The 15410-nt window shown below is 40.5% G+C and carries 13 protein-coding genes; 12 read left to right on the forward strand and 1 reads right to left on the reverse strand.

Annotated features, from left to right (window positions below; all coding sequences use genetic code 11):
* Positions 1-154 precede the first annotated feature (154 nt).
* From C1A05_RS02660 to C1A05_RS02710, 11 genes are all read left to right on the forward strand, one after another.
* A complete protein-coding gene (locus tag C1A05_RS02660) occupies positions 155-1057 on the forward strand; it encodes an AEC family transporter (protein WP_102026619.1) in 903 nt (300 codons plus the stop codon).
* Positions 1058-1362: 305 nt separating this feature from the next.
* On the forward strand, positions 1363-2865 hold the full coding sequence (locus C1A05_RS02665) for an aldehyde dehydrogenase family protein (RefSeq protein ID WP_102026620.1): 1503 nt from the start codon (positions 1363-1365) through the stop codon (positions 2863-2865).
* Positions 2866-2922: 57 nt separating this feature from the next.
* Positions 2923-4074, forward strand: coding sequence for a saccharopine dehydrogenase family protein (locus C1A05_RS02670; protein WP_102026621.1), 1152 nt, complete (start codon positions 2923-2925; stop codon positions 4072-4074).
* Between the two features lie 199 nt (positions 4075-4273).
* Positions 4274-6001, forward strand: a complete 1728-nt coding sequence (locus tag C1A05_RS02675; RefSeq protein WP_102026622.1) for a phospho-sugar mutase — start codon at positions 4274-4276, stop codon at positions 5999-6001.
* 538 nt (positions 6002-6539) lie between these two features.
* Positions 6540-7490 (forward strand): LCP family glycopolymer transferase, encoded by a 951-nt coding sequence (locus C1A05_RS02680; protein ID WP_234998277.1) that lies wholly within the window; start codon positions 6540-6542, stop codon positions 7488-7490.
* A gap of 220 nt (positions 7491-7710) precedes the next feature.
* Positions 7711-8460, forward strand: coding sequence for a DeoR/GlpR family DNA-binding transcription regulator (locus tag C1A05_RS02685; protein ID WP_102026623.1), 750 nt, complete (start codon positions 7711-7713; stop codon positions 8458-8460).
* A gap of 70 nt (positions 8461-8530) precedes the next feature.
* Complete coding sequence (locus C1A05_RS02690) at positions 8531-9838, forward strand: four-carbon acid sugar kinase family protein (RefSeq protein WP_102026624.1); 1308 nt, start codon at positions 8531-8533, stop codon at positions 9836-9838.
* On the forward strand, positions 9835-10848 hold the full coding sequence (pdxA, locus tag C1A05_RS02695; RefSeq protein WP_102026625.1) for a 4-hydroxythreonine-4-phosphate dehydrogenase PdxA: 1014 nt from the start codon (positions 9835-9837) through the stop codon (positions 10846-10848). The genes C1A05_RS02690 and pdxA overlap by 4 nt, the downstream gene beginning before the upstream one ends.
* A gap of 176 nt (positions 10849-11024) precedes the next feature.
* Entirely contained in the window at positions 11025-12425 is a 1401-nt protein-coding gene (locus C1A05_RS02700; protein ID WP_102026626.1) for a GntP family permease, read from the forward strand.
* A 280-nt stretch (positions 12426-12705) separates the two neighbouring features.
* Positions 12706-14226, forward strand: a complete 1521-nt coding sequence (gene adh / locus C1A05_RS02705; protein WP_102026627.1) for an aldehyde dehydrogenase — start codon at positions 12706-12708, stop codon at positions 14224-14226.
* 21 nt (positions 14227-14247) lie between these two features.
* A complete protein-coding gene (locus C1A05_RS02710; protein ID WP_102026628.1) occupies positions 14248-14583 on the forward strand; it encodes a DUF779 domain-containing protein in 336 nt (111 codons plus the stop codon).
* Positions 14584-14667: 84 nt separating this feature from the next.
* On the opposite strand, the gene C1A05_RS02715 is transcribed toward C1A05_RS02710, so the two are convergent.
* Positions 14668-14937 (reverse strand): hypothetical protein, encoded by a 270-nt coding sequence (locus tag C1A05_RS02715; RefSeq protein WP_145997281.1) that lies wholly within the window; start codon positions 14935-14937, stop codon positions 14668-14670.
* Positions 14938-15019: 82 nt separating this feature from the next.
* Between C1A05_RS02715 and gloA2 the strand changes: the two genes are divergently transcribed.
* A complete protein-coding gene (gloA2, locus tag C1A05_RS02720) occupies positions 15020-15406 on the forward strand; it encodes an SMU1112c/YaeR family gloxylase I-like metalloprotein (protein ID WP_102026630.1) in 387 nt (128 codons plus the stop codon).
* The last annotated feature ends 4 nt before the right edge of the window (positions 15407-15410 follow it).

The raw sequence follows: 15410 nt of genomic DNA on the forward strand, positions 1-15410 counted from the left end.
TTGCCTCCTTTTCTGTTCTTAACGATTATGTTTATTTTACTATAAAATAGCCTGCCTAAGAACAGGAAATATTTTAAAAATGCACGAATTGACAGGATTTTAATCTTTGTTTACGCTTATTCTATTATTTTTTCAACAATCTGAGGTGTACACCATGTCCTTTTTAACAATTTTGCTACCAATCTTTTCCGTATTTGCCATTGGGTATGGAATTGGGAAATTTAAAAAGCTTGATATAAAATCCTTATCCTTTGTTGCAATCTATGTACTATGTCCTTTTTTAGGATTTGAAACGTTTTATGCCAATGCATTAACGTCCAGGCATTTATACATTTTTGCCGTTATCGGACTACTTGTTTTCGTTTTAGTTGTTCTTATTCTATTAATCTCTCGTTTTTTACAGGTAGAAAAGAAGCGAAAGCATGCGATGCTGCTTTCAGGTGTGTTTTTAAATGGTGGGAATTTAGGTGTTCCGGTTGTGTTATTCACGATTGGTGAAGAGGGCTTTATTTATGCCCTGATGATTATGGTTGTAATGGATTTGTTAATGAACTCACTTGGTATATACATTGCTGCAAGTGGGGGAGATGGAGCGATTACGAAGAAGGAGTCGCTTATAAGAACAGTTAAGGTTCCGATATTATGGGCAAGTATCGTAGGGATACTATTGAACCAATTGGCTATTCCATTGCCAGTCCAAGTAGAAGATATGATTGTTTTGCTGGCAGATGCTGCGATTCCTCTTGTGATGATCGTACTTGGACTACAGCTTGCAACCATCAAAATACGGTCCATTGAATTTCGACCAGTTGGCATAATGGTGCTGTTACGTTTGGTTATTTCGCCGCTTATCGCATTCGCGATCGTTTCTTTAATGGGAATAGGAGATACGGTCTTAGGAACGGTACTAGTCCTAATTGCTGCAATGCCTTCCGCAGCAAATACAACGATTTTCTCTGTGCAATTTAATGTTGATCCCGACTTTGTATCGGCGACGACGTTACTAAGTACAATCGTAAGTTTGTTTACATTACCAATTTGGTTAACCATATTATAACGTGCAAGAGGCTGGGGCATAACGAAACAGTTTGAATCTAAAGATGAATCATGAACTTTCATTAGCGGAGCGGTATTTCTCCGCAAGATTAGGTTCGGGTTTTCCTTTTTTAGAAAAAACGTTTGCCCCATCCTCTTTTTTCATTTTTTCTATTGTTCGAACAACGACAATCATATTAAACTTATCCAAATTCATACATTAAAGTAAGTTCTCGTATACACTACAGTTTTTGTCCTCGATAATCCCTCTACCAAAACCTTTTTTCAAGACCTAATAAAATGTTTCATAAGGAGGTAACGTTGTTCATGTCCAATTCCTTACTGAAGGAAGAGCGGTTGAAAAATTTTATAAATGGGGAATGGGTGGATTCTACAAGTGGGAATGCTGCTCCCGTTATAAATCCAGCAAATCAACTGGTGTTAACAAATGTACCATTATCGCTTGCAGAGGATGTGGGTCGTGCTGTCCAAGCAGCAAAAGCCGCCCAAAAACAATGGGCGCTCATACCCGCGCCCCAGCGTGCAGAGGTGTTATATCGAGTCGGATATTTGATGAAAGAACGTAAAGAAGAGCTCTCAAAATTATTGACAATGGAAAATGGCAAGGTGCTTGAGGAAGCCCGTGGGGAAGTTCAAGAAGGAATCGATATGGCATTTTATATGGCAGGTGAAGGGAGAAGATTGTTTGGACAAACGACGCCATCTGAATTAAAGGATAAGTTTGCCATGAGTGTCCGCGCACCTGTTGGAGTAGTTGGAATCATTACCCCATGGAATTTTCCAATCGCAATCGCAACGTGGAAGTCCTTTCCCGCGATTGTTGCTGGTAATGCGGTTGTATGGAAGCCGGCGACAGAAACGCCAATCATGGCATATGAGCTTGCAAAGATTTTTGAAGAAGCAGGACTTCCGAAAGGGGTTTTAAATGTTGTATTTGGATCTGGAGCCATAGTTGGAGAGGCCATGGTGGAGCAGGATGATATTCGGGTAATTTCCTTTACTGGCTCCAATGAAGTAGGAAGAATAATTGCTGCGAAATGTGGGGCAAAGCTGAAAAAGGTCTCTCTTGAGATGGGTGGAAAAAATGCAGTTATCGTCATGGAGGATGCCGATTTAGAGCTTGCGGTGGAAGGGATATTGTGGAGCGCATTTGGAACGAGTGGACAACGATGTACGGCGTGTAGCCGGGTAATTGTGCATGAGGATGTGAAGGATGCTTTAGAAGAAAGACTATTAGCAGAAATGGCTAAGTTAACAATTGGGGATGGGTTGGATGAGTCGGTTAAAGTCGGACCAATCATTAATCAAGCTGGATTAGAAAAAATAAATAAATATATGGAAATCGGTAAAAAGGAGGGCGCAACGTTACTTGCTGGTGGATATGTTATGAAGGAAGGCGAATTTGCGAATGGCTGGTATTTTGCCCCAACGTTGTTTACCGATGTTACGCCACAAATGCGAATTGCACAGGAAGAGATTTTTGGTCCAGTCGTATCACTAATTCCTGTTAAGAGCTTAGAGGAGGCCATTGAGGTAAATAACCATGTGGAATTCGGTCTATCCAGCTCCATTTTTACAACCAACGCAAATAACGTATTTACAGCAGCCCGAGACTTAGACACGGGCATCGTTTATGTGAATGCAGGGACAACAGGTGCAGAAATTCACCTGCCATTTGGTGGAACAAAAGGAACAGGGAATGGCCATCGGGATTCCGGTGTTGCGGCGTTAGATGTATTTACCGAATGGAAAGCAGTATATGTGGATTATAGTGGGAAGCTGCAGCGAGCACAGATTGATGTGGAATGATAGGAATTAAACACTTTCCTGATTACGTCCTTACATAAAAAAAGGAGGTGTTTCAACATGAAAATAGCTGTGCTTGGCTCAGGGCTAATGGGGAAGGAAGCGGCACGGGACTTGGTGCAGAGTCGAGATGTAGATGTTATTGGATTAGCAGATATTGATCTAGCACGTGCCGAACAGGTTTGCAAACATCTAAATTCTCATAAACTAAAAGCCTATCAAGTAGATGCTAGCAATAAGCAAGAATTAGCAGACTTTATGGGACGTTTTGATGTTGTGATCAATGCGTTGTTTTATACCTTTAATGAAATGGTGGCAAAAACCGCAATAGAAGTCGGAGTCCATTCCGTCGACTTAGGTGGGCATATCGGACATATAACCGATAACGTATTAAAGCTAAAAGAACAGGCGAAAGAAAAAGGGGTTACAATCATTCCAGATTTAGGAGTCGCTCCTGGAATGATCAATATTTTATCGGGATATGGCGTCAGTAAGCTGGATACTCCAAAATCGATTCGCTTATTTGTCGGCGGCATTCCAGTTCGACCAGAGCCGCCTCTAGAATACAATCATGTGTTTTCCATGGAAGGGTTACTGGATCATTACACAGACCCTGCCGTCGTCATTCGGAATGGGATTATGCAAGAGCTCCCTTCGTTATCAGAGGTGGAGGCGATTCACTTTGAACGATTCGGACCACTAGAAGCATTTCATACCTCAGGTGGCACTTCCACGTTGCCAAATTCCTATCCTTATTTAGATACGCTAGAATATAAAACAATCCGCTATCCAGGACATGCAGCGAAATTTAAATTATTAGTAGACTTAAATTTAACGAAACGTGATCTCGAAGTAGAAGTAAATGGTCAAAAGGTGAAAACGAGAGACGTATTTTTGAAAACCATTCATCCTATTGTGGATTTAAAAGAGAAAGAGGATGCTGTATTGCTCCGTGCCATGATTACAGGACTACGTAATGGGAAAACCGTTTCGTATCAATATGAAATGATCACATACAAGGATAAGAGCACGAATGTGACTGCAATGGCTAGGGCAACAGCGAATACTATATCTGTCGTTGCTCAAATGATTGGCACTCGAGCCATTACCAAGCGTGGTGTATATCCACCAGAGCAGATTGTGCCAGGAGATATTTATATAAAAGAAATGCGCAAACGAGGCGTTATGATTAAGGAAAGTATAATCGAATAGTAACCTTTTTCAGTAACCTTTAAGGGTTACTGATTTTTTATGATACTATTTGTACAAGGTATATCGTAATTGGTATTATTAGAATAGGATATTTATGATGCTATTACGATGAACCTATACTTTTCCCTGAATATGGAAAAGTTATTCGAGAAATGGTAAGCTAGTAAAGTTAATGTGTACTTATAGGAGGAATAGGTTTATGTCTTGGCAACAACATTACAATCGATGGAATGAATATAAACAGTTAGATGAGGCGCTTCGTCATCAATTAGATGCTCTTTCTGGAAAAGAGGATGTGTTAGAGGACGCATTTTATAAGCCGTTAACATTCGGTACTGGTGGCATGCGTGGAGAGCTTGGCCCTGGTATTAACCGAATGAACGTGTACACCATCCGAAAAGCTTCAGAAGGATTAGCAAAATACATAGTAGCACAAGGGGAAGAGGCGAAAAACGCAGGGATAGTAGTTGCACACGATTCTCGTCATATGTCCCCTGAGTTCGCATTAGAGGTTGCGAAGGTGATGGGTGCACACGGTGTTAAAACCTATCTCTTCACTTCACTTCGTCCAACACCAGTGTTATCCTATGCGGTTCGTTATTTAAAAACTGCTGCTGGCGTAGTGATAACTGCAAGTCATAATCCACCTGAATACAATGGATTTAAAGTATATAACGAAGATGGTGGACAAGTTCCACCAGCACAAGCAGAAGAAATTGTAACACTTGTAAATCAAGTGGAAAATGAACTAGCCATAAATGTTATGGAGCAAGCCGAACTGGAAGAGAAGGGCTTACTTCAATGGATCGATGAAGAAGTGGATGAAGCTTACTTAAAAGCACTGAAGTCAGTCACGTTGAATCAAGAGATCATAAAAGAGCAAGCAGAAGACTTGAAAATCGTTTTTACACCATTACACGGAACGGCCTATCATCCGGTGAAAAATGGACTTGCTCAGCTCGGCTTTAAGCATGTAACGATTGTGGAGGAGCAAGCGAAGCCGGACCCAGAATTCTCAACCGTTACATCACCAAATCCAGAAGAGCATCAGGCCTTCACATTGGCAATTGAATACGGAAAAAAGGTTGATGCAGATATTTTAATTGGAACCGATCCTGATGCCGACCGCTTAGGGGTTGCAGTGAAAGGGAAAGATGGAGAATATAAAGTACTTACTGGAAACCAGCTTGGTAGCTTAATGATCGATTATATCCTATCGAATACACCAAACTTACCAGATAACGGTGTTGTTATTAAAACGATTGTTACATCTGAGCTTGGGCGTGCTGTAGCTTCTCATTATGGATTAGAGACACTTGATACGCTAACAGGCTTTAAATTTATAGGGGAGAAGATCCGCCAATTTGAAGAGTCTGGTCCATATCAATTTATGTTTGGCTATGAGGAAAGCTATGGTTACCTAATTCGTGACTTTGCAAGGGATAAGGATGCGGTTCAATCCGTTATGCTCGCGTGTGAGCTAGCAGCTTATTGGAAATCGAAAGGAAAAACTCTTTTTGAAGCATTAGATGAGCTTTTCGAACGTCATGGCTACTACATAGAAGACCTGCATTCCATTACACTAAAGGGCATAACAGGCACAGAAAAAATCCAAACCATTATGGATACATTCCGTAAAGAGCCTCTTGAAAAAGCAGGTGACGTGAAGGTTATCGCAGTGGAGGATTATGAGATAGGAGAGCGCACCTTCCTAAACGACAACACGAAAGAAACCATTGATTTACCGAAATCCAATGTTATTAAGTTTTTACTAGAGGATAACTGCTGGTTATGCTTACGCCCATCAGGAACGGAGCCGAAGATTAAGTTTTATTTCGGAGTAAAAGGGAACACACATGAGGAAAGTACCTCTCGATTAGCTGCTATTAAGGATGCGGTACTTTCAAAAGTGAATGAATTGGTTTAAGTTATTTGCAAGCCGAAAGGGTACGAGTATTTTTCCGTTTTCGGCTTGTATTTTTTTGGTTTGCACGCGTAAATATTAATTATAGACGAGTATTTTTCAGGCAGACGCGTATTTTCAGTAAATAGACGAGTATTTTCTCTTAATTGAAGAATAAATTGGCCAATAGACGAGTATTCCAAGTTTGCACGAATAAAAGCGTAAACCAGACGAGTAAAATTCTAGAGTTTACGAATATCCTTCATTCAGTTGCGAATATTTACCTATTTTCAATACTTTTCCTCGGAATTCCCTTATGGTAAGGCATAAAAATGCGAAGACGGATGCTACGGAGCTGCATTTCCTTTGTTTGGACCAAAAATTTAGTAATGGCAAGAACCTTTTAATTTAAGAAAGCACCATGAAGAACGTCGATACTTAAATTTCACCACAGCGCCTGCACGTACGCATCATCAATCTAATGTATGAGCAAAAGTAACTAGTAAAACATGCCATTAAATGGTAAAATTTATAATGAAATTGAACAGATGGAGTGAGCCGATTGCAATCAGAGAAAACGAAAAAGCCGATGAGCAAAAGAAGAAAAATAACGTTCATCGTATTAGGTATCATGCTTGTGTTGATTGTTGGGATTGTAGGTTATGCATATAGCATTTATCATAACGTGAAAGAAACTGTGGATGAAGAAATGTATAAACCGGTAGATAGTATTGAACATACACCGGAGCAGAAGGAAAAAATCGAAAAGAAAAAGACATTAAATATTTTATTAATGGGTGTGGACGAAAGGGAATACGATAAAGGTCGAACCGATACGTTGATTATTTTATCGATCAACCCGAACAGCAATAAGATGCAAATGATTAGTATTCCTCGTGATACAAGAACAGAGCTTGTTGGACTTGGCTTTGAGGACAAAATCAATCACGCATATGCTTTTGGAGATGTTAATACAACAATTGAAACCGTTGAGGCATTTGCAAACATTGAATTAGATTATTATGTGAAAATGAACATGGAGGGCCTCGTTGATTTAGTTGATGCGGTAGGTGGCATAACGATCAATAATCCATATGATTGGGAGCAATCCGGTTTTCATTACAAAAAGGGTGAGCTTTCCATGAATGGGGAACAAACGATGGGATTTGTTCGTATGCGTAAAATGGATAGTGATTTTAACCGAAACGATAGGCAGCGTATCGTCATTGAAGGAATTCTGAAAAAAGGTGCTTCCGTTGGGTCGATTACAAAAATTGATGACGTGCTTGATGTATTGGGAGATAACATGGAGACGAATTTAAGCTTTGATGATATGAAGAATTTGTTTAAAAACTATCGAGATACGAGAAAGAACTCAACAACGTACCAAGTTACAGGTACAGGTCAGTATATGGAAAATGGAAATGGCCAAAACATATACTACTTAATTGTTCCGGAAGAAGAACGGGATAAGGTACATGGAATGATAGTCCATTTCAATAATGAAATGTAAGAAATAGCGTGGAGATGCTCCGATTGGACGGAGTGTTTCCACGCATTTTTTTGTGTGCTTTTCACATAAAACAAGCTATTTTGTTCAAAATAAACAAATATAATGACAAAATTGAACATTTTAGGTTGACAATTATGTTCAAAAGTAACATAATGTTGTTAGAAGTTATCAAACAACGTTGCGATTGATGATAATTTATTACATCGAAAGGGTTGATTTTATGCACCCGACGAAACGTAGAGATTGGGTTTTGCGCGTATTGCAAACCGATGGAAAAGTAGAAATCAATTCCTTGTCAGAAGAGCTAGATGTCTCTCCAATGACGATTCGTAGAGATTTAGATCAATTAGAGGAAGAGGGGCTCGTAATTCGGGTTCATGGTGGAGCAATCCTTGCCAAACCACTTATTACGGAAACGCCTTTTTCTGCAAAAGAAGGTCGTCAAACGGAGCAAAAACGCCAAATAGCGAAAAAGACACTTTCCTTAATTAAAGATGGTCAAACAATTTTATTGGACTCAGGAACAACAACATTAGAGATTGCAAGACTATTGAAAACGAGAAACAACCTTACTGTTATTACAAATGACATAAAAATCGCTGCCGAATTATTAGAAAGCAATTTGAAAGTAATTGTAACAGGTGGCGAGCTACAAAAGGATGTGGGAGCTTTATTTGGACCACAAGCCCACATGTTCTTAAAAGATATTAATGTGGATGTGTTCTTTTTAGGGGCACATGCAATTGACGTCCAAGCTGGAATCACATCGCCTACATTTGAAAAATCACTGATGAAACAAGTGATGATTGAATCAGCTGACAGCACTTGGCTAGTGGCCGATTCTAGCAAGCTAAATCAAAAGGCATTTTCAAAGGTTTGTGGATTTGATCGTATTTCAGGCTTTATAACCGACGATGACATCCCTTCAGAAAATAAAGAAAAGTTCTCAGAATATATTCGATTTTTATAAAAAACGTCTAGGCTGAGCGCCTTATACCCAAGGTGCTTATCCTTCTCAACATCATCAGGAGGTGGACAACATGAAGATTGGTATTGTAGCGGATGATTTAACAGGAGCGAATGCTACAGGAGTTCGTCTAAGTAAACAAGGCTTTTCTGCTGCAACGGTTGTCTATCGTGAGAGGATTCCAGATTCACACGAATTAGATGCAGTTTGTATCGATACAGATACCCGTTATCAAAAGGATGAAGTGATTGTAAGACGAATTAAAAAAGCGATGGAAAGCTTTCGGGAATGGGATGCTAAAGTGTTTTGTAAGCGGATAGATAGTACAATCCGCGGAAATATTGGTCTTGAAATCGATACAGTGCTTGATGAGGTTGGAGCGAATAGTGTATCGGTTGTTGTGGCATCGTTCCCAGACTCCGGAAGAATTTCCTCCGGTGGCTATTTATTAGTAGATAGCATCCCGGTACAGGAAACGGATGTAGCGAAAGACCCAGTTCGTCCAATTACCCAATCCTATATACCAGAAATTATCCAGAAGCAAAGTAAACATACAGTAGCGCATATTGGATTAGATAAAGTACTATCTGGAATTGATCCATTAAAAACAGCATTGGAAGCAGAGATTGATAAGGGGCATCGAATTATTGTCGTAGATGCCGTTACCGATGAAGAAATTGAAACAATTGCCGAAGCGATGGTATTAATTCCGGATATACCAATGGTTCCAGCTGACCCAGGTCCGCTAACGGTTGCGTATTCAAAGGCCTATTTAAACCAATTGGTATCCCAAAGCAAGGTTATTGTAACCGTTGGAAGTGTGACTACATTAACAGGTCGTCAGCTTGCCTATTTAAAGGACAAAACAAATTCAAATCCGGTTTATGTTTCTGCAGAAAAACTAGCGACGTTAAATGGCTCTTGGGAAGTAGAAGTGCAACGTGCAGTTGAGGAAGCATTGGAAAGAATTAAAGAAGATGATGTGTTGATCATTACAACACACAAAGAAGGCACTAACATTCTTGATTTAAAAGCGAAAGCAGTGCTAGAAGACACAACACAGGATGCCTTAGCAAAACGGATTACCGATGGGCTTGCGAAAATTACCAGAATCGTAATGGAGCGAACATCCTACTCCATTCAAGGCTGCTTTACAAGTGGTGGAGATGTAACAGCCTCCCTTTGTGCAGTATCGATGGCAAATGGCATTAAGCTAGAGGATGAGGTTTTACCACTAGCAGCATATGGAACGATGATTGGTGGACACTTCCCAGGCCTTCCGATGGTAACAAAAGGCGGAATGGTAGGGGATCGAAAATCAATTTACGATAGTGTGAAGTTTTTACGAACAAAAAATACAAGAAGAGGTGCTACAACATGACAAATGTAAAAGAAATTATCGCAATTCCAATGGGAGACCCAGCAGGTATTGGACCAGAAATTACCGCGAAATCACTTGCGAACAAAGAAATTTACGATATGTGTAAACCAGTAGTTGTAGGAGATGCGAAGGTTTTTGAGAAAGCGATTAATATCGTAGAAAAAGACTTAAAGGTAAATGTTATTTCCAAGCCATCTGAAGGTAAATTTGAGTATGGAACAGTGGATGTAATCGACTTAAACAACATTGATATCGACAAGTTAGTTTATGGTGAAGTTCAAGCACAATGTGGTCAGGCAGCCTTTGAATATATTAAAACATCTGTTGAACTTGCTAAAAATGATGAAGTAAAAGCATTAGCAACAACACCAATCAACAAAGAATCACTAAAAGCGGCAAAGGTTCCATACATTGGCCATACGGAAATGCTAGAAGACTTAGCAGATACAAAGGATCCATTAACAATGTTCCAAGTAAACGGCATGCGTATCTTCTTCTTAACTCGTCATTTATCTTTAAAGGATGCAATAGCACAAATGACAAAAGAAAGAGTACGCGACTACTTAAACCGTTGTGACAAAGCACTTCAACGTTTGGGTGTAGAAAACCGTAAGTTCGCTGTTGCTGGTTTAAATCCACACAGTGGTGAAGGTGGTCTATTTGGATATGAGGAAGTAGATGAAATCGGACCTGGTATTGAATTAGCGGTTCATGATGGAATCGATGCAGTAGGACCAGTTCCAGCTGACTCTGTATTCTTCCAAGCACTAAATGGGAAATACGATGCTGTATTATCCTTATATCATGACCAAGGACATATTGCTGCAAAAATGACAGATTTCCATAGAACGATTTCGATTACGAATGGTCTTCCATTCTTAAGAACTTCTGTAGACCATGGTACTGCATTTGATATTGCAGGTAAGAATATCGCTTCAAGCGTAAGCATGGAAGAATGTATTAAATTAGCTGCAGAATATGCACCTAAATTTACAAAAGAAACACTTTAATCAATGGGATGATTTACTTAGTCGAATAGGCTAGGTTATGGAAAGACAAAAGGGAGATGGGGATAGTTCGCTATCCTAATAAATAGAGATAAATATAGGATAAGGGTGAATACATCACCCTTATCCATGCGTCTCAAATGGAAACGCTTAACACAAAATTATAGGGGGAAAACGAGATGGATGTTTCCAGTTCACAAATGATTTTAGGTCTAATTATTGGGGTAGCTTTATTAGTTATTCTAGTATTAAAAACAAAGATTCACGCGTTTATAGCACTTATTATTGCAGCTTCTATTACAGGTATCGTTGGAGGAATGAATCCAAACGATGTCGTTTCCACCATTACAAGTGGGTTTGGTAGTACGCTAGGATCCATTGGTATTGTTATTGGTTTTGGTGTTATGATGGGACGACTTTTAGAAGTATCTGGTGCAGCGGAAAAGCTAGCCTATACGTTAATTAAAACACTAGGTAAAAAGAAAGAAGAATGGGCAATGGCAGCTGCAGGTTACATTGTATCAATTCCTATTTTTGTTGACTCTGCGTTTGTTATTTTAAACCCATTAGTGAAAGCACTTTCTAGTAAAACAGGTAAGTCTGTAATCGGTTTAGGTGTCGCTTTAGGTGTTGGTTTAGCGGCGACTCACCACGCAGTACCACCAACTCCAGGACCACTCGGAGTAGCAGGTATCTTCGGTGCGGATATTGGTATGATGATTATTGCTGGTCTATTATTCTCGATTCCAATTATCATTGTTGGGGTTATGTATGCAAAGTGGATTGGGAAAAAGATTTACCAGCTTCCTGCTGAAGATGGAGAAGGCTTTGTAAGACCAGATCAGCATAAAGTGTATGAAGAGTTTTTAGTAGCGGTGGATGAAAGAGAAAAAGAATTACCATCATTAATGAAATCGATTATGCCGATTTTGCTACCGATTATTTTGATCTTCTTTAATACAACATTTACGGCACTCGTTGAATCTGGTGTGTTTACGTTAAATGAAACCGTTCTGTCCTATATTCAATTTATCGGGAACCCAGTAATTGCAGTAGGGCTAGGTTTAATCGTAGCAATCTACACACTTGCTCGAAATGCGAACAGAGAAGAAACGTTAGATCGTATGGAAGACGGTATCAAAACAGCTGGTATCATTTTGTTAGTAACAGGTGCTGGTGGTGCATTCGGACAAGTACTTCGCGTAAGTGGTACAGGTGATGTGATTGCCGAACAAATTGCACAATGGTCCATTCCAGCCATTTTAGTTCCATTCTTTATTGCAACAATCGTTCGCTTGATTCAAGGTAGTGGTACAACTGCTATGATCACAGCTGCATCTATTTCTGCTCCAATTGTAGCAAGCTTAGATGTAAACCTTGTATTAGCTGCACAAGCAGCCGCATTAGGTGCAATGATTTTCTCTTACTTTAACGACAGCTTATTCTGGGTTGTAAACCGAATGATGGGCATTAAAAATGTAAAAGAACAAATTATGGTATGGTCTGTACCAACAACAATTGCATGGTTTGTAGCACTAATCACACTTCTTATTGCAGACTTTGTAGTAGGAATGTTTTAGGAGAAATCCGCTCTGGAGACGCCAGAGCGGATTTTTTGGTTTTTGGGTGCCTGGCACCACCCGAGATTTGTCGCAATTTGTCGGTGCTTGGAGCTTGGTTTGAGTGCCTGGCACCACCCGCATTATGTCGAATCCTGTCGCTGTGATTCTCCCTCCCAAAATCCCTTTTCAAATAAATAGTAATATTCCGACCGCTTTTCCAATATATTGTAATAGGCGTATGGCCAAGTTTTTTTACCCAAAATATAAAGCGCTTACATACGGAAAGGGAGGAATGAAAATGAAGTATGCAGCACCGAACAGTTCTGGGGCAGTTGTAAATTTTAAAGAGCGATATGACAATTTTATTGGAGGGGAATGGAAGCCACCAGTAAACGGCCAATACTTTGAAAACATTACACCTGTCACTGGGAAAGTGTTTTGTGAAGTTGCCCGTTCTACAGCTGAAGACGTGGAGCTTGCACTTGATGCGGCCCATGAAGCAGCACCAGCATGGGGGAAAACATCTCCAACAGAAAGAGCGAACATTTTAAATAAAATTGCAGATCGAATGGAAGAAAACTTAGAAATGCTAGCTGTTGCCGAAACATGGGATAACGGAAAGGCAGTGCGTGAGACATTAGCAGCAGACCTTCCATTAGCAGTGGATCATTTCCGTTACTTTGCAGGAGCTATTCGCTCTCAAGAAGGGACGATTAGTCAAATCGATGATGATACAGTAGCTTATCACTTCCATGAGCCACTTGGAGTAGTCGGGCAAATTATCCCATGGAATTTCCCACTACTAATGGCGACTTGGAAGCTTGCACCGGCTCTAGCTGCTGGAAACGCAGTCGTAATGAAGCCGGCTGAGCAAACACCTGCCTCCATCCATGTATTCCTGGAGCTTATTCATGATTTACTACCACCAGGTGTAGTGAATGTGGTAAATGGTTTTGGCTTAGAAGCAGGTAAACCACTTGCATCCAGCAGTCGGATTGCAAAAATTGCCTTCACAGGGGAAACTACGACAGGTCGTTTGATTATGCAATATGCATCAGAAAATATTATTCCAGTTACACTTGAGCTTGGAGGGAAATCTCCAAATATTTTCTTTAAAGATGTTATGGATCACGACGATGACTTCCTTGATAAGGCCATTGAAGGAATGGTGATGTTTGCCTTAAACCAAGGGGAGGTTTGTACGTGTCCATCCCGCGCGCTAATTCATGAAGATATTTATGATGAATTTATGGCTCGTGCGTTAAAACGAGTAGAGGCAATTAAAATTGGTCATCCATTAGATACTGAAACAATGATGGGAGCCCAAGCATCAACAGAACAAATTGAAAAAATCACATCTTACTTAGATATTGGAAAGCAAGAGGGTGCAGAGGTGCTCATTGGTGGCGAGCGCAATCGTTTAGCTGGTGAGCTTGAAAGCGGGTTGTATGTGAAGCCTACCATTTTTAAAGGGCATAACAAAATGAGGATCTTCCAAGAAGAAATTTTTGGCCCTGTGCTCTCGGTAACCACGTTTAAAGATGAAGCGGAGGCCTTAGAGATTGCAAATGATACATTGTACGGCCTAGGTGCAGGTGTTTGGACACGCGATTTCCATAAAGCATATCGCTTCGGTCGTGGAATTGAAGCAGGACGCGTCTGGACAAATTGCTATCATGCATATCCTGCACACGCGGCGTTCGGTGGATATAAAAAGTCAGGAATTGGGCGTGAAAATCACCATATGATGCTCGATCATTATCAACAAACGAAGAACCTCCTCGTAAGCTATAGTACAAAGGCGCAAGGATTCTTTTAAACGCATAGGGGGTGTGGAAGGTTGGCGGAACAAGAGAAGGTGTTAGCAACAGAAGCAGCTGTTGAATTGATGGATATGTTAAGGGAAAAGCACGGCCCATTAATGTTTCATCAGTCAGGTGGCTGCTGTGATGGAAGCTCACCAATGTGCTATCCGAGAGGGGAATTTCGGGTTGGCAACTCCGATGTGTTGTTAGGCTGGATTCATGATACCCCTTTTTATATGTCCAAGGATCAGTACGAATATTGGAAGCACACCCAGTTAATTTTAGACGTTGTCGAAGGTCGGGGAGGCATGTTCTCCTTAGAAAACCCAGAAGGAAAACGGTTTTTAATTCGATCTCGTTTGTTTGAATGAATAGGCGGAATGCCCCTTTTGAGAAGGGGCATTTTTCTTTTTTTCATTCGTAAATAGAGGGAATTCAGCAATTGAATGCGATAATCATCCAATGAGGTGGGGGAATTCATCAACATCGGCGAATAATCCTCCAAGCAAAGCTCGCAATTCGCCAACATCCCCGAATAATCCTCCAAGCAAAGCTCGCAATTCACCAACATCCCCGAATAATCCCCCAAGTAAAGCTCGCAATTCGCCAACATCCCCGAATAATCCTCCAAGTAAAGACCGCAATCCTTCAACATCCCCGAGTAATGCTCCAAGCAAAGCCAACAATTCCCCACCACCCGCGAAAATTCCCCCAACCAAAGCCAAAAATCCAACAACCCTCCCCAAAAAATCTCCGCAATTACCCTCCATCTATGCTATCCTATTCATAAAAACGGAGGGCAAGCGTATGTTTCTAAAATCTATCCATCACACTGCAATTATTTGCTCCAACTATGAAACTTCGAAAGACTTTTATGTGAATAAATTGGGCTTAGAGGTAATGCAAGAGGTTTATCGGGAGGAGCGAGATTCCTATAAGCTAAACTTGGCTCTGAATGGTCAATATGTTATCGAATTGTTTTCCTTTCCGAACCCGCCAGAGAGAGCGAGTCGTCCAGAGGCTCGTGGCCTGAGACATCTTGCATTTGCAGTGGATGATGTGGAGGCTGCTATAGAAGCTTTACAAGACAAAGGGATTTCCTGTGAAGATATCCGCATCGACCCAACAAAGAATAAAAAATTTACCTTTTTCCAAGACCCAGATGGCTTGCCACTTGAGCTTTATGAGCAATAAGGAG

The organism is Salirhabdus sp. Marseille-P4669, from assembly GCF_900240405.1.
In the GTDB taxonomy this organism is placed as follows: Bacteria; Bacillota; Bacilli; order Bacillales; family Alkalibacillaceae; genus OEQK01.